Consider the following 21,358-nt stretch of genomic DNA (forward strand, 5'->3'; position numbering starts at 1 on the left):
GAACAGGATGGTGCGGCTAGCGCCGCAGGATCGGCGCGTACGTTTCCAGCGGTCCCGGGCCTTCCGCCCGGAAGGATTTGCCGTCCAGGATAGCATGAACACGGTAGTGGCCGCGCAGCTGCACGAACGCGTGCGAGGCGGCCGCCAGGCTGGCCAGCGAGAGATCCCGATCAACGGGCATGGGCGTGGCCACCGCGCTGCGCACCTCGATGTCCATGCTCAGCGTGTCGCGCTCGCCGGAGGTGGCGCGCAGGCGCACGAAGTCCGGGCGGGCCGTGGTGCCCATCGGCGTCGGCACGCGCACCCGGCCCGGCACCACCTCGACGCTCTCCGGGCGGAACAGCCCGATCATGCCCGTGGGCCCGAAGAGCACCGCAAAGCCCGGCTGGCGCTGTCCGGCCTCGGTGATCTGTCCGTAGACCAGCGAGAGCGTGTCGCTCGCGAACTTGCCCCAGTTCCACGACACGTTGCGCCACACGCCCCAGTTGTGGTCGTGGTAGCCGCGGGCGTCCGCGAAGCGCCACGCGCCGCCGCGGCCGCGGATTTCTCCGGTGGCCGTGCCGCGCACGAACGGCACCGAGTAGCCGGTGACGAATCCGGAGTCGCCGCGCATCTCCCCGGTGGTGAATCCCTGGCCCGGGCCCGGGGTGAAGACCACTTCCCCGCGGGCCTTCGGGGTGCGGAAGCTCACGCGGTAGCGCCGGCCCTCGAGCGTGACCCGCGCCGCGCCGAGGTCGAGATCGGGGCTCGCCAGCGACGGCCGCACCCGCGCACCGGGCACCGGCACCGCGGAGCGCTCGACGCGCCCCGTGGAATCCCCCAGTTGCACCGACGCCAGGCCCATGGCGCGCCCGCTGCGCCAGTCCCCCAGCGCCTGGAATGAGAGATACGCGAACCGGCCGCTGGCGGGCTCGAACACCTCGAAGTAGTGCCACTCCACCCAGCGGCGCTCCAACGCCCGCTCCGGCGGAGCGTGGAAGCGGTCCATGTCGGCCAGCGCTTCGGCGGGCGTGGGGTCGAGCAGGCGGCGGTCCTCCGGGGAATCGGCGAACGAATCGGGCCAGGACCAGCCCGGCAGCACCTCCCGCTCGCGAGAGGGCACCGTGCCGATGGCCAGCACCGGCGTGATCCTCCCGCGGGCCTCGAGATACAACTGGCCGCCCACGATGCGCGGCGACACCGCGGCGATGTGCGGCGCCACCCGCGGACTGGTGAGCACGCTGCGGGTGATGAAGCGCAGCCCGCCGATCTTGTAGAAGAGCGCGGTGGCTCCGCCCACCTTGAGCGCCTCGACGTCAATGCCCGCGGGCAGCAGGATCACGTCCCCGCCACCCAGCAGGTCCTTGTCGCGGGCCTCGCGCAGCACCGCCTCGCCCACCGAGAGCAGCGTCGCCACCACGCTCACCCCGATCGCGTAGCCCAGCAGGAACAGCGCGGTGCGGCGCGGCCGCTCGAGGAGGCTGCGGAAGAGGAGCTTCAGCACGGCGCCACCGGTCCGCGCGAGTGGCGGACGGCAGGCACCGCGGGCGTCGGCGCTCCGGCGCGCGGGATGGACCTCACCCCGCCTCCCGCCCGTCGCGGAGCTTCACCACCCGGTCCGCCAACGCGGAGATCTCGGGGTTGTGCGTCACCACCACCACAGCGGTGCCGTCATGCGCCAGCTTGCGCAGCAGCGTTCCGATCTGCTCGCTGTTGGCGGCATCCAGCTCGCCGGTGGGCTCGTCGCCCAGGAGCACCTCCGGGCGGTTGGCCAGGGCACGGGCCACCGCCACGCGCTGCATCTCTCCGCCGGAGAGGTGAGCGGGCCGGTGACGGCCGCGCTCCTCCAGGCCCACGTAGCGCAGTAACTCGCGTGCCCGCTCCAGGCGGGCGGCGGAGCGCATCCCCGCCTCCATCATGGGCAGCCACACGTTTTCCTCGGCGGTCAGCATGGGCAGCAGGTAGAACCTCTGGAACACGAACCCGACGCGCCGCAGCCGCAGTTCCGAGCGTTCTGAATCACTCAGCGCGGAGACCTTGCGTCCATCCAGGAACACCTCGCCCGAGGTGGGCTGGTCCACCAGGCCCAGCAGGTGCAGCAAGGTGGACTTGCCGCATCCGGACGGGCCGGTCACGGCCACGAACTCGCCGCGCGCCACGGTGAGCGACACGTCGCGCAGGGCGTGCACGGTTCCCCCGGGCGCGGGGTAGTCGCGAGCCAGGTGGCGGGCCTCCAGGAGCGGAACGGCACCCGCGCGGGCGGGGGAATCGTTCACGTCACGGCCTCGTGCAGCGTGGCGGAGATCGGCAGGCGCGCCACGCGCGTCATGGGAACCAGCGCCCCCAGCACCCCGGCCAGGAACAGCAGGGCCACGGTCTGCCACGTGGCCGCGGGGGTGGCGACGAAGAAGTGCAGGTCCGCCGGAAGGCCCGGACCGCTCAGCAACAGCCGGTCGAGGAATCGCGAGGTGACCAGTCCCAACACCAGTCCCGAGGGCACGCTCACAGCCACGAACAGCAGGCTCTCGGCGAGCAGCATCCACACCAGCCGCACGGGACGGATCCCCAGAGCGCGCAGCACCGCCATCTCCCCCAGCCGGTCGTTGAGGGACAGCACCAGCAGCGTGGAGATGAGCAGCCACGCCACCGCGAAGCTCAGCGCACCCAGGATGGCGGAGAACTGCGTGAAGTAGCTGAGCTGTCCGTGCACCCTCCGCACCAGGTCGTCCACCCGGTACACCTCCGCCTCCGGCAGCCGGGCGCGCAGGTCGCGCGCCACGGCGTCGGCGTCCGAGGCGCGCCGCAGGTTCACCGTGACCAGCGAGAGCGGGTCCTCCTCGCGCGCGCCGCGCAGGTCCAGCGCCACGTTCATGGGCACGATGCAACTGTTCTGGTGCGAGGTGTCGAAGCGGAAGTCCCCCAGCGCCGCCACGGGCAGCCGCGCCGTGCGCGCGGCGCGCTGCACCTCGGAGTCCCGCGGGCCGGACACCTCCACCGTGTCCCCGACACCGACCCCCAGTTGCGCGGCCAGATGCCGGTTCAACAGCACCGAGGTGCGCGCGGTCACGGAGTCGGCCCGGCCGGCCCGCACCCGGAACAGCTCGGGGGTGACACCCGTGGCGGCGGTGGCGAATGTCGAGACCGGCTCCCCCCGGAGGGCGCCCGCCCGGCGCATGTAGAGCGTGGTGCCGAAGAACCCCAGCGTCTTCTCCACGCGCGGATCGGAGCGCACCACGGCCAGCACCCGCGTGCCGTCCCGCAGCACGGCACCGGCCGAGAACGGCAGCACGCCGCGGGGCGTGAGACGCAGGTCGAAGTTCATCTCCTTGAGGATGGAGTGGAAGCTGGCCTCCAGCCCGCCCGAGAGCATCACCATGTCGTAGAGCAGCGCGCCGCTCACCGAGATGCCCAGCCACAGCAGCAGCGTGCGCGAGCGGCTGCGGACCAGGTTGCGCACGGCCAGGAAGCCGATCACGGGCAGGCCCCGCGGGGTCTGGAAAGGGCGACCGTCGCCTCGAACATGGGGGTCAACATCGTCACCTTCCCAGCAACTTCAGCGGCGGCACGCGCACCACGCGCAGCGCCACCACCAGCCCGGCGGCCAGCCCGAAGCCCACGCCCAGCAGCACCGATTCCCACGCCACCAGGGGGGTGAGCGCGGCGAACACCAGCGTGGTGTCATAGAAGCGCTGATAGTACGCGTTGAGCGCCGCCACAGTGACACGCCCCAGCACCAGCCCCACGGCGCTGCCGACCAGCGAGATGCCCAGCGCCTCGGCGCACAGGAACAGCACCAGGCTGCGCCGGTGCACCCCGATCAGGCGCAGCGCGCCCAGCTCGCGGCGCCGCTCCTCCGCCTTGAACACCAGGATGGCCAGCAGGAACACCGCACCCGCCACCAGCGTGATGATGCTGATCGCGCGGTGGAACAGCGAGATGACCTCGAAGGTCTGCGTGGTGCGGCGGGCGAGCTCCTCGCTGGTGTAGGCGCGGTATCCGGTTCCGAGGCTGTTCAGCCGGTCGCGGACCAGGCCCGCGTCCGCCGGCGTGCGGGTCTTGAGGATGATCTCGTCCACGTCGTCGGGCCGGTCCTGCACCGCGGCCAGGTCGCTCAGGCGCATCTTCACCCAGAGCGTGCCGCGACCCACGTCCACGGGATCCGCCTTGAGCGGCATGATGCCGGCGACGCGCGCCAGCCTCGCGTCGCGGAGGCCCGGGTCGGGGCTCACGCGCACCACGTCGCCCACGCGCAGGCCGGAGGCGCGCGCCGCGCGCTGGCTGACCAGGATGGGCGGGAGGGGATCGGCGACTGGGGCGACCGCGGCCCGGTCGGCGGCGGGTGTGGCGGCCGGCCGTGCGGCGGCGACTGCCGCGGGGGCGCCCGCGGCGGGAACGGCCCACGCGAGACACAGCGCCAGGGCCGCGAGCGCCGGCGCGGCCGGCGATACGGCTGGCGGCGTGGCCGGCGCGAGATGAGTTGCCGGGGAAATCGATCGCGGCGCGGGGGTCATCGTCTCAGCGATAGGCCGGGATCCCGGTGACGGCCTCACCCAGGATCAGGGTATGGATGCTGTGCGTGCCCTCGTAGGTCTTCACCGACTCGAGGTTGCACATGTGGCGCATCACCGGGTATTCGGCCGTGATGCCGTTGGCGCCCAGGATGTCCCTCGCGGCGCGCGCGATATCCAGGGCGGCCGCCACGTTGTTGCGCTTGGCCATCGAGACCTGCGCGAAGCTCTCGCGGCCCTGTTCCTTGAGCCTCCCCAGCTGCAGGCACAGCAGCTGGCCCTTGGTGATCTCGGTCACCATGTCGGCAAGCTTCGCCTGCACCAGCTGGAAGCCGCCGATGGGACGGTCGAACTGCACCCGGGTCTTCGAGTAGTCCACCGCCGCCGCGAAGCACGCCATCGCCGAGCCCAGTGCGCCCCATGCGATGCCGTAGCGCGCCTGGGACAGGCAGCCCAGCGCCGCACGCAACCCCTTCGCCCCCGGCAGCACGTTTTCCCGCGGCACCAGGCAGTCCTGGAACACCAGCTCGGAGGTCACCGAGGCGCGCAGCGAGTGCTTGCGCTTCTGCTCCGGCGCGCTGAAGCCCGGCGTGCCCTTCTCCACCAGGAAGCCCTGGACGTGATCGCCCTCGGTCTTGGCCCACACCACCGCCACGTCGGCGACGGTACCGTTTGTGATCCACATCTTGGCGCCGTTCAGCAGCCAGCCCTCGCGCGTCTCGCGGGCGCGCGTGACCATGCCGGCCGGATTCGAGCCGAAGTCCGGCTCGGTGAGGCCGAAGCAACCGATCAGCTCTCCGCGCGCCATGCGCGGAAGGTACTTCCGGCGCTGCTCCTCGGTGCCGTAGGCGAAGATGGGATACATCACCAGGGCGCCCTGCACCGAGGCGAAGCTGCGCAGCCCGCTGTCGCCGCGCTCCAGTTCCTGCATGGCCAGCCCGTAGGCCACCGCACCCAGGCCCGCGCAGTCGTACTCCGCCGGCAGCGTGGCGCCGAACAGGCCCAGCGCGGCCATCTCCCCCACCAGCTCGGCCGGGAAGGTGGCCGCCTCGTAGTGGGCCTCGATGATGGGGGTCACCCGGTCCTCGACGAACTGGCGGACCGAGTCGCGGACCATCCGCTCCTCCTCGGTGAGGAGCGAGTCCATGTCGTAGAAGTCGCTGCCGGTGAACGCGGGCATGATGTCTCCGGTGGTTGGGCGGCCGGCACGGTGCGGGGCAGGATGAGGGTCGCGAACCGCCCCAGTATAGGGGATGCGCGAATGCCGGGGTAGCAGTGGCGGGCGCGCCCGGTTCCCGGCACACATGCGAAGGGCCCCGCGGTGCTCCGCGGGGCCCGCTCGCGGGATCGGGGATCGTGGACTAGTGATACAGCCGGCGGACCTGACCCCAGGTGCTGTTCCGCACGGGCGTGGTCACCTGGAAGATCCGGCCGGTCAGCGCCTGCTCGTAGCTCGCCGGGATGCACGCGTACGAGCTGGTGGTGCTGCCGCCGAACTGCCACGAGCCGCGCCGCCCCGGCGGCAGCTCGAACAGGTGCGTGCCGCTGTCCCAGTTCACCATGCCCTGGAACGTGCCCACGCCGTAGCTGTCGGCGTGGATGTCGAAGGTGGTCGAGTACTGGGTGAAATGGCCGCGCAGATAGACCGCGCCGTTGTTGTACACCCCGTCCGGGTTCGTGGTCGGACAGAAATAGTACGTCGGACGGGCATCCTGGGCCGGGTCCTCGTAGATGGAGAACGTCGAGCCGATGACCGAGTAGGTGGTGTAGTACACGGAGTCCCGCAGCACGGAGCCCTGTGAGGTCAGGCCCAGGATCTCCCAGGTGTACTCGTTGGCCACGAAGTTCGAGGTCAGCGGAGCATACAGGGCCGTCACCAGCCCTCGGCCGTTGATCACGGTGCCGGCGATGTTCGGGTTGGTGTTGCGGGTGAAGCCCTCGAAGTGGGCTTCTTCCTGGGCCAGCACCGGCGCAGCCACAACGAGTGCCAGCAGCAGGATCAGAAACAGGGTGGCGGTACGCAGCATGGGGGCCTCCCTTCGGGAGTCTCAAGGCTCGTGCGTTCGGGGCCGCGACCTCGCGTGCGCAACCCCTCCTTCCGTGTTCCACACGGTGGAATCTGCTGGACGGTCCAACTCGACCCCGGCGCCGGGGGATCCCGTGGGGAGCAAGCGGCGTTGGGGAAGCGCCGCGGTGCGGGATCGGACCCGTCACCCATCGCCCACATCGTGGGAGCCATTCCTCGCGTCGCGCGTGGCACCCGGGGCCGCTCGGACCCACGGGGTGCCGGGTCCAGCGCAATCAGCATGATAGCGCACGCGATGGGAAATTGCAAGTAAAAGTCATCAATAGCAAGTATTATATTATTCCGTGGGTTAGGGCATCTTGACCCCGAATGGGGAGCAGATGGGGATCCCAGGGAGCCGCGGGGGAAGAAAACGGGTCCCGCGGCGGCAGCCGCGGGACCCGGAGGTCCGAAATTCGTGGGATCCGGATGCTACTGGTACAGGCGACGGACCTGGCCCCACGTGGTCTTGCTGACCGGCGTGGTGAGCTGGAAGATGCGACCCGTCATCTGCTGGTCATAGGTCGGCGGGATGCAGGCATAGCTGCTGACCGTGCTTCCGCCGAAGGTCCAGGCACCGCGCCGGGCCGGCGGGAGATCGCCGATGTGCGATCCGGTGTCCCAGTTCAGCTGCGCGGTGAACGTGCCCTGGCCGTAGACGTCATAGTGAATGTCGAACGTGGTCCTGAACGAAGTGAAGTGACCCCGCAGGTAGAGCACGCCGTTGTTGAACGCGGCGTCCGGCGCGGTGGACGGGCAGTTGTAGAAGCCCGCGCTGGCGTCGAAGCTGGGGTCTTCGTAGATGCTGAACGACGAGCCCGCCACCGAGTAGGTGGTGGTGTACACCGAGTCCCGCAGCACCGAGCCCAGCGAGGTGAGTCCCAGCATTTCCCAGGTGTACTCGTGCGTGGAGAACGCGCTGACCAGCGGCGGATACAGCGCCGTCACCAGGCCGCGGCCGTTGATCACGGTGCCGGGCAGGCTCGGGTTGGTGAACCGGGTGTAGCCCTCGTAGTGTGCCTCTTCCTGGGCGAACGCGGCCATCGGGGCCATGAGCGCCACCACGAGCAGTGCCGCAATAGTGACAAACTTCCTCATCCGAACCTCCGGTAATCTAAGCAGAGGGTGCTGCCGCACTGCGCCAGCCCAAGGCCGGCGCCGCCTGACTACCCCCCACAAAGGTAGCCCCATCTTCTTCGTGATCCTTCGGGAGTCGCTCTCCGGCCTTGCGGCCGAATCAGTCCCTTGGATGCACAATTCTGACCGAGGGGTGCCAATAACAATGCTGGTCCGCCCAGGGGGGAACTCAAGGCGTCGGATCAGACTGCACGATAACCAAGGTAATTCTTCTGAGCAATACGACTTAAGTATACTCAGCGCGCCCGTTCTGTCAAGGGGGAAAAGTCGCCGATCAACCCTCGGGCGCGAATCGCTAACTCATAGCAATTTCGTGCTTTGACAACCTGATCCACCTTGGTTGACGTCTCTCATCCGAACTGCACTAAATCTAATGGATTTCTTCTCGCTTGTCAATTGGGTTTCGCGGGGGATTGGAGAAGGGACCAGGGGATCGGTCCTCGGGCGGCGGGCCGTCCGCCCGATGTCGGCCTGGCGATCCGCTCCGCCTTGCGGCCCGGCCGGGGGCCTCTTTCCGGCCTCAGGCGCAGATCGAAAGCGTCGCCGTGTCCGCTTCCAGGTCGGCGCGCTCCACCTCGTCCGAATCGAGCGACGCGGCCGGGGCGTGCGGAGCCTCCGCCTGGCGCACCGGGCAGACGTGACCGCGTACCGGCCCGGCGAGAGCCCCGACCGCGAAGGTGCGGGCAGCTTCGAGCCGGGCGTCGAGGGCGCCGCGGTCCGCTCCCAGGCGTCGTTCCGCCCGCAGCCACGGCCCCAGGAGCGCGGGCAGCGCCAGGGGAACGTCCCCCGGGCCGGGGGCGCCCGGCGGCTCCACCACACGGATGCCCGCGGGGGTCCAGAGCAGTTCGCGCGCGCTACCGAGCACGCCTTTCTCCTCCGCGGGATCCAGGAACGGAAACGGCGCGTCGAGCGCCAGCAGGCCCGCGGCGGTGAGCCTGGCATCGGGGCCCGCTCCCAGGCGTTCGGTCAGCGCGGCGCGCAGCGGATCGTAGTGGGCCCGCGCGGCGCTCGCGGCCATTTCCACCGCGTGTCCCAGGGCCCCCGCGTCCGCTTCCTGTTCCAGGAGGGGCGCCCATGCGGCCATGGCGCGCAGCGCGGCATGACGCGCGGATGCCAGGCGAAGGGAGCCGGCCCCGGAAGGCCCGGGCTCCGGGGCCGCCACACCGCGGGCCAGCCGCATCCACGATGGCCACAGTTCCGAGCGCACGAATCCCAGGTCACCCGCCACCTGCGCGAAATGGTGACCCGCGAGCACCCACTCCCAGGAGGGCTCGTCGGCGCCGGAGCGCTTTGAATCCGCGGGCCCGCGCACGGCCGCCGCGGGGTCCGCCCCCGCGCGCAGCACCTCCCGGGCCTCGTCCAGCATCCCGAAGGCCAGCAGCGTCCCCGGCAGCGACCGCCATACCGCGCCAGGATCCGGGGGACCATCGGCGGGCAGGCGGTCAAGGAGGGCGAAGCCGCGGCCGCGCGGACGGATGCGGTAGCGGTCCAGCGCGCGCGACAGCGCCCCGGCTGCCGGGGAGTCGAGCCCCGGCGCGCGCGGCACTGCGGCGATCCTGCGCGCTCCGGTTTCCAGGATTTCCGCCGCCTCCGCGGGCGCGGCGCAATCGAGCCCCACGCGGAAATCCCGCGTGGACTCCCCGGGGGGCAGCGCCAGCGCCAGGCCCCCGGGCCGGAACCACCAGCCGGATCCATGGTGCCGCCGGTCCCAGGCCGGCCCGCGCACGCGTTTCGCCTCGGGGTGCAGCACCTCGAATCGAGCGCGGTCGCCGGTGCGCCAGGCCTGCAGGCTGCCCGGCGCCTCGCCGGCCACGATTCCCATCGCGGGCTCCGGCGCGGCCACCGGCAGTTCCCCTGTGACGGCCGGCGGCGCCCCGGCAGCCGGCTGCCCGGCGACCGGTCCCCACGGCGTGAATGCGGGACGGAACAGCAGCCGCGTGCCCGGGCGGGCACCGGAGACGCACACCCGCAGCGCCACCGCCGGCTCGCCGTGCTGGGGTGCCAGGATGGCCTCGATGAGCGTCTCCCCCACGCGCCAGCGCCAGCGCGGGAGCGGGTCCTCGTCGAAGCCTCCGAAGCGGGCCGCCGAGATCGCAAGGCCGGCCTCGTCCTCGGGCAGCCACATCTCGCGACCGTCCATCTCCAGTCCCAGTCCCGGGGAGGCCCATGCGAGCGAGGTGCCCTCGCCGGCCGCCGGCGCGTACACGCGGTGCCAGGGGCGAATCGGGCAGCCCGCTTGCGCGAGCTGCCCGCAGCCCCCGCGCCCGTCGGGCACGAGGAAGGTATCCATGAGTGTCTCCCGCCCCGCCGATGCCCGGGGCCCGGTGCGCCCCCCGCCTGGCGGCGGAGCCGGCGCTAGACCGACTCGCTGATCGACTTGGCCTGCAGGAACAGCAGCAGGTAATCCCGCCCGCCGGCCTTGCTGTCGGTGCCCGACATGTTGAACCCGCCGAAGGGATGCACCCCCACCAGGGCCCCGGTGCAGCGCCGGTTCAGGTACAGGTTGCCCACGTGACAGAGCTGGCGGCCCTTCGCCAGCGTGGCGCGATTGCGCGAGTACACCGAGCCGGTCAGGCCGTAATCGGTGCCGTTGGCGATTTCCACGCCGTGGTCGAAGTCGCGCGCCTTGATCACCGCCAGCACCGGCCCGAAGATCTCCTCCTGCTCGATCTTCGAGCCCGCCGGGATGTCGGCGATCACGGTGGGCTGGATGAAGTAGCCCTCGCCCGCCGCCTTGGCGCCGCCGTACAGCAGCCGCCCGTCCTTCTTGCCCGCCTCGATGTAGGCCAGGATGGACTTCTCGGCCTTGGCGTTGACCACCGGCCCCAGGTTGAAGCTCCGGTCGCGCACGTCGCCCTGCTTCAGCGCCTGCACCCTGGGCACCAGCAGCTTGAGGAACTCGTCGTACACATCCTGGTGCACGATGGCGCGCGAGCAGGCCGAGCACTTCTGGCCCTGGAAGCCGAACGCCGCGGAGCACACGCCGGTCGCGGCCGCCTCGAGGTCTGCCTCGCGGTCCACCAGGATGAAGTCCTTGCCACCCATCTCCGCCACCACGCGCTTGATCCACTTCTGGCCCCCGGGGGCCTTCGCGGCCAGCTCGTTGATGTGCAGGCCCACCTCGCGCGAGCCGGTGAAGGAGATGGCGCGCGTGCGGACATCCTCCACGATGGTGTTGCCCACCGTGGCGCCCCCGCCGGTGAGGAAGTTGAGCACCCCCGCGGGCACGCCGGCCTCCTCGAACAGCTCGAAGGTCCGCCACGCGATGCCCGGCGCGTCGCTCGAGGGCTTGAGCACCACCGCGTTGCCGCTGACGATCGCCGCGCCGGTCATGCCGGCCAGGATGGCGCACGGGAAGTTCCACGGCGGGATCACGGCGATCACACCCAGCGGAATGTACTCCAGTTCGTTGGCCTCGCCGGGGACGTGGGTGATCGGCTGGGGACCACCGTAGCGCAGCGCCTCGCGCGCGTAGAACTCGCAGAAATCAATGGCCTCGGCGGTGTCGCCGTCGGCCTCGGGCCAGCTCTTGCCCACCTCCAGGATCATCCACGCGTTCAGTTCGAAGCGGTGGCGCCGCATCAGGCCCGCCACCCGGAACAGCACCGAGGCGCGCTCCTTCCATGGCATGAACCGCCACGACTCGAACGCCCTGGCCGCCTCGCCCACCGCCTCACGCGCCTGCTCGACCGTGGCCTGGGTGAACTTGCCGATGACCTGCTTCGGGTTCGACGGGTTGAGCGAGTCAAACGTGGGACCCCCGGTGATGCGGCGGCCCCCCAGGACCAGCGGATACGTGCGCCCCAGCTTGGACTCGACCAGCTTCAGCGCGGTCTCCTGGGCGGCCACCGCCTCCGGGCGCGAGAAGTCGGTGAAGGGCTCGTTCTGGAACTCTGGACGCATGGGACGGATTCCTCCGATTCGCGGGACAGGGAGAGGGGAAGCGGGGTTGATCGGAGCCAATTTATCATGCAGCCCGGAGGGCGGCAAGGCGGGCGCGGCGCGGCGCTGCAGCCCGCCACAGCCCGCTGCAACCGCGCTTCCACACTGCGCCGCAGCCCGCTTGCGCCCAACCGCCCCCCCGGGGATACTCGACGCCGATCGAGCCCGCGAGGGCACATGCGCATACAACCTGGGAGGTGAGCGATGACGGGGATGGACCGGCCCAAGGGAGTCACCATGCACCTGGACGGCCGCGTGGCCGTCGTGACCGGCGGTTCCCGCGGCATCGGCCGTGCCTCCGCGGCGCTGCTGGCGCGCGCCGGCGCGCGCGTGGCGTTCGGCTACCATCGCGACACCCGCGGCGCCAAGGAGCTGGTGGACGAGATCCGCGGCACCGGCGGCGAGGCCGTCGCGCTGCGCGGAGACCTGGGTGAACGCTCCGCGTGCGAGGACCTGGTCCAGACCACGCTCAAGAAGTGGGGCCGCCTCGACATCCTGGTGCTCAACTCGGGGATCTGGACCGAGGGCGCCGTGGACCGCATGAGCGACGCCGTGTGGCGGGACACCATGCGCGCCAACCTGGACTCGGGCTTCTACCTGTGCCGCGCGGCCGTGCCCGGCATGAAGCGGCGCCGCAGCGGCCAGATCGTGTTCATCTCCTCCACCGCCGGCCAGCGCGGCGAGGCCAACCACTCGCACTACGCGGCCTCCAAGGGCGCGGTGATCAGCATGACCAAGTCGCTGAGCACGGAACTGGCGCCGTGGAACATCCACGTGAACTGCGTGGCGCCCGGCTGGGTGGAGACGGACATGGCCGCCCCGGGCCTTCGCGGCGCGTTGCGCAAGAAGGTCACCGCCACCATCCCCCTGGGCCGCGTGGGCCGGCCCGAGGATGTTGCGGCGGCGGTGCTGTTCACGGTGTCGGGCCTGTGCCAGTTCATGACCGGGGAGGTCATCAACGTCAACGGCGGCGCGGTGTTGTGCGGGTGAGGAAGTCGTGAGAACCGGCACCCTGCACCCACGGCGAGTTCTGTGCTACTCTGAGGTCTGGGGTTGGGTGGAGGCTGTGGGGCCGCCTCGCTGTTGAACTTGCTTCGCTGCACAAGGCCCGCGTCATCCCGGTGAAGCGTCTACATTCGAAGAGAAAGTCTCCCGAGCCATGACAAAATTCGTCACACCGCAAGAGGCCGTCTCGGTCATCCAGTCCGGTGACCGCGTCTTCGTGCACAGCGTCGCCGCAGCGCCGCAGCGACTCATTGACGCCATGACGGCCCGCGCGCCCGAGCTGCGCGACGTCGAGATCGTGCACCTGCACACCGAGGCCACGGCGCCCTACGCGGCGCCCGAGGTGGCCGACAGTTTCTTCGTCAACGCCCTGTTCGTGGGCGCCAACGTGCGCAAGGCCCTGCACGAGGGCCGCGCCGACTACGTGCCGAACTTCCTGAGCGAGGTGCCGGCGCTGTTCCGCAAGGGCATCCTGCCCCTGGACGTGGCGCTGATCCAGGTCTCGCCGCCCGACCGCCACGGCTACTGCTCCCTGGGCGTGTCGGTGGACGTGGCCCGCGCCGCGGTGCAGGTGGCCCGCCACGTGGTGGCGCAGGTCAATCCGCAGATGCCGCGCACCCACGGCGACAGCTTCCTGCACATCTCCGAGATTGACACCGCCGTGGAGGTGGACGACCCCCTGCCCGAGGTGGCCCTGCCCCCGATCGGGGACGTGGAGCGCGCCGTGGGACGGCACGTGGCCGAGCTGGTGGAGGACGGCGCCACGCTGCAGATGGGCATCGGAGCCATCCCCGACGCGGTCCTGAGCGAGCTGACCAACCACAAGCGCCTGGGCATCCACACCGAGATGTTCTCCGACGGGCTGATCCAGCTGGTGGAGAAGGGCGTGGTTACCGGCGAGGACAAGAAGGTCCACCCGGGCAAGATCGTGGCCGGGTTCGTGATGGGCACCAAGCGGCTGTACGACTTCATCGACGACAACCCGATCGTCACCATGCTCGACATCGCCTACGTGAACGACACCTCGGTGATCCGGCGCAACCCCAAGGTGACCGCCATCAACAGCTGCATCGAAGTGGACCTCACCGGCCAGGTGTGCGCGGACTCCATCGGCACGCGCCAGTATTCCGGCGTGGGCGGCCAGATGGACTTCGTGCGCGGCGCCTCGCTGTCCGAGGGCGGCAAACCGATCATCGCGCTGCCGTCCACGACCAGCCGGGGCGAGAGCCGCCTGGTGCCGTTCCTGAAGCAGGGCGCCGGCGTGGTGACCACCCGGGCGCACGTGCACTACGTGGCGACCGAGTACGGCGTCGCCAACCTGTACGGCAAGAATATGCACCAGCGGGCCCGGGCGCTGATCGAGATCGCCCACCCCGACCACCGTGAGACGCTGGCGAAGGCCACCGTGGAGCGCTTCGGCTCCCACCTGTGGAACATGGCCGCGCGCAAGCAGGAGCCGGCGCTGGCGAAGTAGGCCCGGAACAGGGGAACACGCTGTAATGAGAGGCGGCCGCCCGATGACTGCCTACACCTGCCTTCGCCGCGACCCCAGGAACCACCGCGCCGCCAGCAGGCCCGAGCCCGCCAGGTAGAGCAGGAGGGCGGTGTCCACCGCCGGCCCGCGTACGTACCCGGTGTCGCGCGCCACGAGGCCCGCCACCAGGAACAGCACCGCCAAGGTGGCCACCGCCAGCAGCGGCAGGGTCCGCTCCCGCCACATCATCAGCGAGATCAGCACCGCCGTGAGCGCCGCGCCGAACGCGGCCGGCACCAGCACGAAGATCGCCATCATGGGGGTCATGTCGTCGCCCGGCTTGTGGAAGGCGGTGAGCTTGTACACGACGTAGAAGAAGAGGATCACCGCGTCCAGGAACAGGAAGCAGCCGTAGGCCATGTCCAGGCGCTGGCGGCGGTCGTCGGTGATCGGCCCGCCACCTTCGCGCGCCACCATCGCCGCGGTCGGCGGCCCCACGCGCACCTTCCACGAAGCCACCAGGAACACCAGCAGCGGCAGCGAGCCCGCGATGGCCCACACCAGCGAGGAGCGCAGCATCAGCGGTTGCATCCCGAACTTGGACTGCATGTTGACGGACACCATCACGCCCGCCACCAGGCTCAGCAGCGAGCACGCACTGGCGAAGATCGCCACCCATCGGCTCCACCCGCGGTCCAGGACCAGGCCCAGCCCGCCCACCACCATCAGCCCCCACAGCAGGGCGTCCAGGGACAGCGGCCAGGTGTCGTGCGTGTCGGGAGCGCCGAGGGCGGCGGCGAGGCGGAAGAGCGTGCGCGACGTGAGCGCGGCGTAGGCAAGCATGGCCCAGCCAAGGATCCTCGATCGGTTCATCTCGACCTCCAGGGCGGCCGTCTTGGCCGGTGCGGACGAACACCGATGGGCGACTGCGGGTGAATTGTGCGACAATTCTTTCATACTCCCGGTACGGAATCCAAGAGCGAAGTTTGCGCCGGCCCTGTCCCGCACCCCCAGAGGAGGACCCATGGACCACACGATGGTCACCACCGCCCCGTTTCTCGACGGCTACCGCGTGCAGCGCCACCTGGGCGTGGTGCGCGGCATCATCGTGCGCTCGCGTTCCGTGTTCGGGACCATCGGCGCTGGAATCCAGACGATCTTCGGCGGGAACATCACGCTGTTCACCGAGCTCTGCGAGAGCACGCGCAAGGACGCCTACGAGCTGATGATCCAGCACGCGGACCAACTGGGCGCCAACGCGGTGATCGGCGTGAGCTACGACGCCACGGAAGTGCTCTCCGGCGTGACCGAGGTGATCGCGTACGGGACGGCGGTGGTGGTGCAGAAATCCTAGCTTCCGCGGGGGGCGCGCCTGCGTGCGCCCCCCGCGCGGTTCCCCATCTCCCCTACTTGAGATACCTCCCCAGCCACCCCAGCACTTCCCCGAACCAGAAGCGCGAGTTCCTGGGCTTCAGGATCCAGTGGCCCTCGTCCGGCAGCACCACCAGCCGGGCCTCGAGCCCCTGCGCCTTGTAGGCGGCGTAGATGGACAGCGCCTGGGCGTGCGGCACGCGGTAGTCGCGCATGCCGTGCAGCACCAGCATCGGCGTCCTGAAGTCCGCGGCGTGGCGCACGGGGTTCCAGCGGTCCAGGCCCTCCAGGTTCTCCCAGGGGGCCCCGCCCAGGGAGGCGGGATCGTCCACGGTCTCGTCGCTGGCGAACTGGGTCTGGGTGTCGGACACGCCGGCGTGATTCACCAGGCAGGCGAAGCGATCGGTGTGCCCGGCGATCCAGCTCACCAGGTAGCCGCCGTAGGATCCCCCGGTGGCGGCCATGCGGGCCCGGTCCACGAAGGGCAGCTTCTCCAGCACGTCGGTGGCCAGCATGATGTCGCGGAACGGGCGGTCGCCCCACGCCCCCTGGATGCACTGCGCGAACTCCTGCCCCCACGACGTGGAGCCGTGGAAGTTGACCAGCGCCACCACGTGGCCGGGCGCGGCGAAGGCGTGCGGGTTCCACCGGAAGTGGAACTGGTCGCCGAAGATCGCGTGCGGGCCGCCGTGGATCATGTGCACCAGCGGGTACTTCCTCTTCGGGTCGAAGCCCGGCGGCAGCACCAGGATCATCTGCACCGGGTGGCCCTCGCTGCCCTGGAACTCCATCACGCGCGATTCGCCGAGGTCCAGCTTCGCCAGCACGTCGCGGTTGAAGCCGCTCACCCAGCGGAAGTTCGCGCCGTCGCGATCGCACGCGGCCGCTTCGGGCGGCGCGTGGAGCGTGTCCTGCACGAAGTGGATGGCGCCCTCGGACACCGAGATGCCCGCGACGTGCCCCCCGCGGTGCAGCTCTACGGGCGTGGCCGGGGCGGCTTCCGCGCCCGCGGCCGCCGCGCCCACGCGGATCTCGTACAGCGCCGTCACTCCCCGATCCTCCGCGTGGAACACGATCGAGCGACTGTCGCGGCTCCACTCCCAGCCGCCGGCGGAGCGGTCCCAGGCCTCGGTGAGCACCGCGTGCGCGCCGCTCCGCCGGTCGCACAGCGCCAGGCGCACGCGGTCGGCATAGAAGGTCAGGAGCGTCTGCATCCCGTACAGGATCCAGCGGCCGTCGGGGCTGTAGCGCGGCCGCAGGTCGTGCCCCGGGTTGCCCGCGGTCAGGTTGCGCACCGGCCCGCCGGTGACCGGAACGGTGAAGATGTCCCAGTTCATCAGCGTGTGCGGCGCGGGGCTCGAATCCGCGGAGAAGGCGATCTCCGAGCCGTCGGGCGAGATGTCGTACTGCCCGGCCGGGTCCATCAGGTCGAACCAGCGGGTGTTGTCGGGGGTCAGGTCGCGCAGCTCGCGGGTGACGGTGTCGAGCACGAAGATGTGCGGCACCTCGCCGTCGGTGAGCCAGCGGTCCCAGTAGCGGCACATTCGATCCTCGGTGACGTGGGCCTTCACCGGCTCCGCCTCGCGCTTCGCGGCCAGCTCCCGCGTGCCCGCGGGTGTGGGGGCCTCTCGCAGCAGCGGCACAACCAGCGCCACGCGCCGGCCGTCCGGGAACCACTTCGGGTCGAAGCAGCCCAGAGGCAGGTCGGTGAGCTTCTCGGCCTCGCCTCCGTCCAGGGGCATCACGTGGAGTTGCGCAGGTTCCTTGTCCCTCGCGCGCACGAACGCGAGGCGGGTCCCGTCCGGGCTCAGCGCGGGCTCGCGACTGCTGGAGTCGTCGGCGGTGAGCGCGCGCGGCGCTCCGCCGCCGGCCGGCAGCGACCACAGGCGGGTGCGGCCCTGGTTCTTCTCCATGTCGTAGGTAGTGACCGGCACGACCAGCTTCGCGCCGTCGGGAGACACCGCCGGGGGAGCCACCCGGGGCATGGCCCACAGGTCCTCGACGGTAAGGGGGTGCTTGGGCTGCGTGGGCACGGCGATCCTCCGGGGTCGGGCGGCCGGGTTCCAGGGTGGGCGGCGCGGATCCGCGACAGTGTAGCAGCCCGCGGACGGCTGGGAATGCCCCCCGGGGTCGCCTTGACCTCCCGCCCCCACCCGCCTAAGGTGCATGCAGATCCGGCCACAATCCGGCCATCCACCAGGAGGCATTTTGGGCAAGAGCAAGCAGCGCGTCCGCAAGACCCGCATCCGCCAGCGCTGGAAGCGTCGCCGCAACCTCAAGAAGGCCGCGGCGGCCCGGCGCGGGGGGCGGTAGGACCGATCCGCAGCATCCGGACTCACCGTCGGGCCCCGTCCGGGCCCGGCGTCGTTTCGGCCGAGCGGCCGCCGGCCACCCCGCCGGCGGCCGCATTCGCAATGGCACCCCCTATGGAATGGGAGGATCCCGCATGCGGCGACACTCGCCGTGGATGATTCCGCTGCTGGCGCTGCTGCTGGCCGTCCCGGCCGGCGCGCAGCGCCTCGACGTCAAGGAGCACCGTCTGGCCAACGGCATGCAGCTGCTGCTGGTCGAGGATCACACCCTGCCGGTGATGACCTACTTCGTGTTCTTCCACGTCGGCAGCCGCAACGAGGTGCAGGGCATCACCGGGATCTCGCACCTCTTCGAGCACATGATGTTCAACGGTGCGAAGAAGTACGGCCCCGAGATGTTCGACCGCACCCTCGAGGGCAACGGCGGCTACAGCAACGCCTTCACCGGCCGCGACATGACCGCCTACTACGAGGACTTCCCCAGCAGCGCGCTCGAGACCGTCCTGGACCTGGAGCAGGACCGCATGCGCGACCTCAACCTCACGCAGGCATCCATGGACCACGAGCTGGGCGTGGTGCGCGAGGAGCGGCGCTTCCGGGTGGACAACACCACCGAGGGGCCGTGCGAGGAGCAGCTGTGGGCCACCGCCTTCAACGCCCACTCGTATCACTGGGACGTGATCGGGTGGATGGCGGACCTGGACAGCATGAAGGTGCAGTCCTGCCGCGAGTACTTCCACACCTACTACGCACCCAACAACTGCACCGTGGTGCTCTCGGGCGATTTCGACAGCCAGAAGGTGCTCCCGCTGGTGGAGAAATACCTCGGGGTGCTGAAGGCCTCCGACCCGCCCAAGCGCATCCCCACGCCCGAGCCCGAGCAGATGGGCGAGCGCCGGGCCGAGATCCGCAAGGAGGGCGAGGTGCCGCTGGTGTACGTGGGCTACAAGGGCCCCTCCGCCACCGACCCGGACATGCCCGCGCTGGACGTGCTCGAGTACATCGTGGCGCGCGGCGAGAGCTCGCGCCTGTACCGCTCGCTGGTGGCCGGCTCGCAGACCTGCCTGGACGCCGGCGCGAACTTCGAGTGGATGAAGGACCCCGGCCTGCTGGTGCTCACCGCCACGGTGAAGCCCGACAAGGCCCCCGCCGACGTGGAGAAGCTGCTGTACGCGCAGCTGGACACGCTGGCGCGCATCCCGGTCGCCGCGCGCGAGCTGGAGGCCGCCAAGAACGGCCTGGAGGCGCACCTGGTGCGCGAGCTCAAGACCACCGAGGGCCGCGCCCTCGTGCTGGGCAACTACCAGCTGATGCTGGGCGACTGGAAGCTGGTCAACACCATGATGGACCGCTACCGCGCCGTCACCGCCGCCGACGTGCAGCGCGTCGCGGCCAGGTACTTCAACCCGCTGCGCCGCACGGTGGTCACGTTCATCCCGACCGAAACCGCCGCGGCGCCGGCCCGCTAGGAGGGGACATGCGCAACACCGTTTGCTTCGCCCCGCGGCTCGCCCTCCTGGGCCTGCTCCTGTTCCCCGCGCTCGCCCCGGCCGGCCCGCTGAAACTGCCCGCCTACGAGCGGCGGGTGTTGCCCAACGGCCTGGTGCTGCTGGTGATGCCCGACCACCGTTTGCCCCTGGTGCAGCTGCACCTGGTGGTGAAGTCCGGTTCCACCGCGGACCCCTCCGGGAAGGAAGGCCTGGCCGACCTGACGGCGACGCTGCTCAAGCGCGGCACCGCCACCCGCACCGCCGCGCAGGTCGCCGGCGACGTGGACTTCCTGGGCGCGCGCCTGGAGACCGGCGCCGACCGCGACCAGTCCACGGTGGACATGGAAGTGCTCAAGCGCAACCTGGACCAGGGCCTGGCGCTGTTCGGCGAGGTGGTGACCCGGCCCGCGTTCGCGCCCCCCGAGTTCGACCGCGCGCGCAGCGAGGTCGTGGGCCGCCTGGCGCAGCTCAAGGATCAGCCCGGCGAGATGGCCGACCGCCTGTTCTTCGCGGAGCTGTTCGGCTCGCACCCGTACGCGCACCCGCTCGAGGGCACCGAGGCGTCGGTGAAGGGGCTCACGGCGGATGACGTGAGGCTGTTCCACCGCCGGCACTATCTCCCCAACAACGCCATCCTGGCGGTGGTGGGCGACATCGAGGCGGCGCAGGCCGAGCAGCTGGTCACGCGTGCGCTGGCCGGCTGGGAGCGCGGCGAGGCGGCCGCGCCGGTCGCGGGGGCCGTGCCGCCCGCGCGGCAGGGCCTGCGCATCGTGCTGGTGGACAAACCGGACGCGGTGCAGAGCGAGATCCGCATCGGCTGCCTGGGAGCGCCGCGCAGGAGCCCGGACTACTACCCGGTGCAGGTGGCCGACGCCATCCTGGGTGGCGGCTTCACCTCCCGGCTGGTCACGGAAATCCGCGTGCGCCGCGGACTTTCGTACAGCCCGCACAGCCGCGAGGCGTGGTACAAGGACGCCGGAGCCGCGTACGTGTCGGTGAACACCAAGAACAAGTCCACCCTCGAGACGCTCAACATCATCTTCGGGATCCTCAAGGACATGCGCGAGGTGCCGCTCGGCACCGAGGAGCTGGGGCGCGGGCGCAACTACACCAACGGCCTGTTCCCGCTGCGCATCGAGGCCCCGGAGCGCCTGGCCGGGGTGATCGGCGGCATCGAGTTCTACGGGCTGGACCCGAAGTGGGTGGACGGCTTCCAGGAGAGGGTGGGATCCACCAGCTCCGCCGACGTCCTCAGGGTGATGAAGACCTACTTCTGCGACAGCCCGCTGCTGGTGGTGGTGGGCAAGCGCGCGGAGATCGAGAAGGACCTGCTGACGCTCGGAAAGGTGGAGTTCAAGCCCATGTAGGGCCGCGGAACCAGCCGTCCGGGGCCGGGGTGATCCCTGCGATGGTTCATTCGATCTCGTAAGCTAATGCCGGAGGCGGGTTTCCGCCTCCGGCTCTCTCTTGGCCTACGCCTGGACTCGACGCCGGCCCGACTGTGCCAGTCGGTACTTGTAGCAGAATCCCGAATCCGGGGCGGGTGTCAGGTGGACACCATCACGGTACACTCTACCCAGCCTACCTCTTCCCAACTACTTCCACCTCAATCTCATACGGTCCACGTCGTCCCCTCGACGTGGAATCCGGCTCGAACCGCCACGCCTGGAGCCCCTCGTAGACAGCCATGGCAACCTCTCTCTCAAGCGGCACATCCTCCGGGAATTCACTCGTCTGCATTATCCCTGCGGCATTGAGAGTTATCCAGACCTTGACTCGCCGAGGAAGATTACGGCAATCGCTGCACACCACCCGTTCGCCTCGCACGACCTTTGGCGCCATTGGAACCTGCGTCACGAGGACCTTCCCGGCGGCATCTAACTCCACAAGACCACGCGCCGTATACCGGAACTTTCGCGCGCCCGCCCAGTACTCGAAGGTGTGCGATTCTTAGTTGGAAATTGAAACGGCTCCAACCTCTGTGCTTTGATGGCGTTGCGAAGCGTCCATCAGGCGCAGACGAAAGGAGCCGTAGATGGGTAGTGTCATTCGTCGGGTTCGGAAGCGCAAGCGTT

At 70.2% G+C, this 21,358-nt stretch carries 16 protein-coding genes; 5 read left to right on the forward strand and 11 right to left on the reverse strand.

All coding sequences use genetic code 11. The features are described 5' to 3' along the window. Positions 1-16: 16 nt before the first annotated feature. The 9 genes from HZB25_10580 to pruA form a co-directional block, all read right to left on the reverse strand. Entirely contained in the window at positions 17-1,483 is a 1,467-nt protein-coding gene (locus tag HZB25_10580) for a hypothetical protein (GenBank protein ID MBI5837680.1), read from the reverse strand. Between the two features lie 73 nt (positions 1,484-1,556). Then, on the reverse strand, positions 1,557-2,159 hold the full coding sequence (locus HZB25_10585; protein MBI5837681.1) for an ABC transporter ATP-binding protein: 603 nt from the start codon (positions 2,157-2,159) through the stop codon (positions 1,557-1,559). A gap of 92 nt (positions 2,160-2,251) precedes the next feature. Then, the gene (locus HZB25_10590) at positions 2,252-3,454 is read right to left on the reverse strand and encodes an FtsX-like permease family protein (protein MBI5837682.1); all 1,203 of its coding nucleotides are present in this window, start codon (positions 3,452-3,454) and stop codon (positions 2,252-2,254) included. Positions 3,455-3,515: 61 nt separating this feature from the next. Then, on the reverse strand, positions 3,516-4,490 hold the full coding sequence (locus tag HZB25_10595) for an ABC transporter permease (protein MBI5837683.1): 975 nt from the start codon (positions 4,488-4,490) through the stop codon (positions 3,516-3,518). 4 nt (positions 4,491-4,494) lie between these two features. Then, positions 4,495-5,667 carry an acyl-CoA dehydrogenase family protein gene (locus HZB25_10600; GenBank protein MBI5837684.1) on the reverse strand — a complete coding sequence of 391 codons (1,173 nt, stop codon included), beginning with the start codon at positions 5,665-5,667 and terminating at the stop codon, positions 4,495-4,497. A 181-nt stretch (positions 5,668-5,848) separates the two neighbouring features. Beyond that, positions 5,849-6,514 (reverse strand): hypothetical protein, encoded by a 666-nt coding sequence (locus HZB25_10605; GenBank protein MBI5837685.1) that lies wholly within the window; start codon positions 6,512-6,514, stop codon positions 5,849-5,851. 470 nt (positions 6,515-6,984) lie between these two features. After that, the gene (locus HZB25_10610) at positions 6,985-7,650 is read right to left on the reverse strand and encodes a hypothetical protein (protein MBI5837686.1); all 666 of its coding nucleotides are present in this window, start codon (positions 7,648-7,650) and stop codon (positions 6,985-6,987) included. Between the two features lie 559 nt (positions 7,651-8,209). Next, positions 8,210-9,979, reverse strand: a complete 1,770-nt coding sequence (locus HZB25_10615; protein ID MBI5837687.1) for a glycogen debranching enzyme N-terminal domain-containing protein — start codon at positions 9,977-9,979, stop codon at positions 8,210-8,212. A gap of 65 nt (positions 9,980-10,044) precedes the next feature. After that, positions 10,045-11,592 (reverse strand): L-glutamate gamma-semialdehyde dehydrogenase, encoded by a 1,548-nt coding sequence (pruA, locus tag HZB25_10620; GenBank protein ID MBI5837688.1) that lies wholly within the window; start codon positions 11,590-11,592, stop codon positions 10,045-10,047. 252 nt (positions 11,593-11,844) lie between these two features. Here pruA and fabG point away from each other — a divergent pair, with 252 nt between their 5' ends. Beyond that, the gene (gene fabG / locus HZB25_10625) at positions 11,845-12,621 is read left to right on the forward strand and encodes a 3-oxoacyl-ACP reductase FabG (protein ID MBI5837689.1); all 777 of its coding nucleotides are present in this window, start codon (positions 11,845-11,847) and stop codon (positions 12,619-12,621) included. Positions 12,622-12,790: 169 nt separating this feature from the next. Continuing rightward, on the forward strand, positions 12,791-14,110 hold the full coding sequence (locus tag HZB25_10630) for an acetyl-CoA hydrolase/transferase family protein (protein MBI5837690.1): 1,320 nt from the start codon (positions 12,791-12,793) through the stop codon (positions 14,108-14,110). Positions 14,111-14,161: 51 nt separating this feature from the next. On the opposite strand, the gene HZB25_10635 is transcribed toward HZB25_10630, so the two are convergent. After that, positions 14,162-14,983, reverse strand: coding sequence for a hypothetical protein (locus HZB25_10635; GenBank protein ID MBI5837691.1), 822 nt, complete (start codon positions 14,981-14,983; stop codon positions 14,162-14,164). 151 nt (positions 14,984-15,134) lie between these two features. On the opposite strand from HZB25_10635, the gene HZB25_10640 reads away from it, so the two are divergent. Further along, positions 15,135-15,464: a YbjQ family protein gene (locus tag HZB25_10640; GenBank protein MBI5837692.1), complete on the forward strand. Its 330-nt coding sequence runs from the start codon at positions 15,135-15,137 to the stop codon at positions 15,462-15,464. Positions 15,465-15,516: 52 nt separating this feature from the next. On the opposite strand, the gene HZB25_10645 is transcribed toward HZB25_10640, so the two are convergent. After that, on the reverse strand, positions 15,517-17,514 hold the full coding sequence (locus tag HZB25_10645) for a S9 family peptidase (protein MBI5837693.1): 1,998 nt from the start codon (positions 17,512-17,514) through the stop codon (positions 15,517-15,519). 413 nt (positions 17,515-17,927) lie between these two features. Between HZB25_10645 and HZB25_10650 the strand changes: the two genes are divergently transcribed. Together HZB25_10650 and HZB25_10655 are read left to right on the forward strand one after the other, a co-directional pair. After that, positions 17,928-19,262, forward strand: a complete 1,335-nt coding sequence (locus HZB25_10650) for an insulinase family protein (GenBank protein ID MBI5837694.1) — start codon at positions 17,928-17,930, stop codon at positions 19,260-19,262. An 8-nt stretch (positions 19,263-19,270) separates the two neighbouring features. After that, complete coding sequence (locus HZB25_10655; GenBank protein MBI5837695.1) at positions 19,271-20,650, forward strand: insulinase family protein; 1,380 nt, start codon at positions 19,271-19,273, stop codon at positions 20,648-20,650. Positions 20,651-21,358: the final 708 nt, after the last annotated feature.

The organism is Candidatus Eisenbacteria bacterium, assembly GCA_016235265.1.
Lineage (GTDB): Bacteria > Eisenbacteria > RBG-16-71-46 > RBG-16-71-46 > JACRLI01 > JACRLI01.

Excerpts from the sequence above, each read along its gene's own strand:
- HZB25_10595 (MBI5837683.1), bottom strand. The coding sequence starts at position 4,490 with ATGACCCCCGCGCCGCGATCGATTTCCCCGGCAACTCATCTCGCGCCG.
- HZB25_10600 (MBI5837684.1), bottom strand. The coding sequence starts at position 5,667 with ATGCCCGCGTTCACCGGCAGCGACTTCTACGACATGGACTCGCTCCTC.
- HZB25_10605 (MBI5837685.1), bottom strand. The coding sequence starts at position 6,514 with ATGCTGCGTACCGCCACCCTGTTTCTGATCCTGCTGCTGGCACTCGTT.
- HZB25_10610 (MBI5837686.1), bottom strand. The coding sequence starts at position 7,650 with ATGAGGAAGTTTGTCACTATTGCGGCACTGCTCGTGGTGGCGCTCATG.
- HZB25_10615 (MBI5837687.1), bottom strand. The coding sequence starts at position 9,979 with ATGGATACCTTCCTCGTGCCCGACGGGCGCGGGGGCTGCGGGCAGCTC.
- pruA (MBI5837688.1), bottom strand. The coding sequence starts at position 11,592 with ATGCGTCCAGAGTTCCAGAACGAGCCCTTCACCGACTTCTCGCGCCCG.
- fabG (MBI5837689.1), top strand. The coding sequence starts at position 11,845 with ATGGACCGGCCCAAGGGAGTCACCATGCACCTGGACGGCCGCGTGGCC.
- HZB25_10630 (MBI5837690.1), top strand. The coding sequence starts at position 12,791 with ATGACAAAATTCGTCACACCGCAAGAGGCCGTCTCGGTCATCCAGTCC.
- HZB25_10635 (MBI5837691.1), bottom strand. The coding sequence starts at position 14,983 with ATGAACCGATCGAGGATCCTTGGCTGGGCCATGCTTGCCTACGCCGCG.
- HZB25_10640 (MBI5837692.1), top strand. The coding sequence starts at position 15,135 with ATGGACCACACGATGGTCACCACCGCCCCGTTTCTCGACGGCTACCGC.
- HZB25_10650 (MBI5837694.1), top strand. The coding sequence starts at position 17,928 with ATGCGGCGACACTCGCCGTGGATGATTCCGCTGCTGGCGCTGCTGCTG.
- HZB25_10655 (MBI5837695.1), top strand. The coding sequence starts at position 19,271 with ATGCGCAACACCGTTTGCTTCGCCCCGCGGCTCGCCCTCCTGGGCCTG.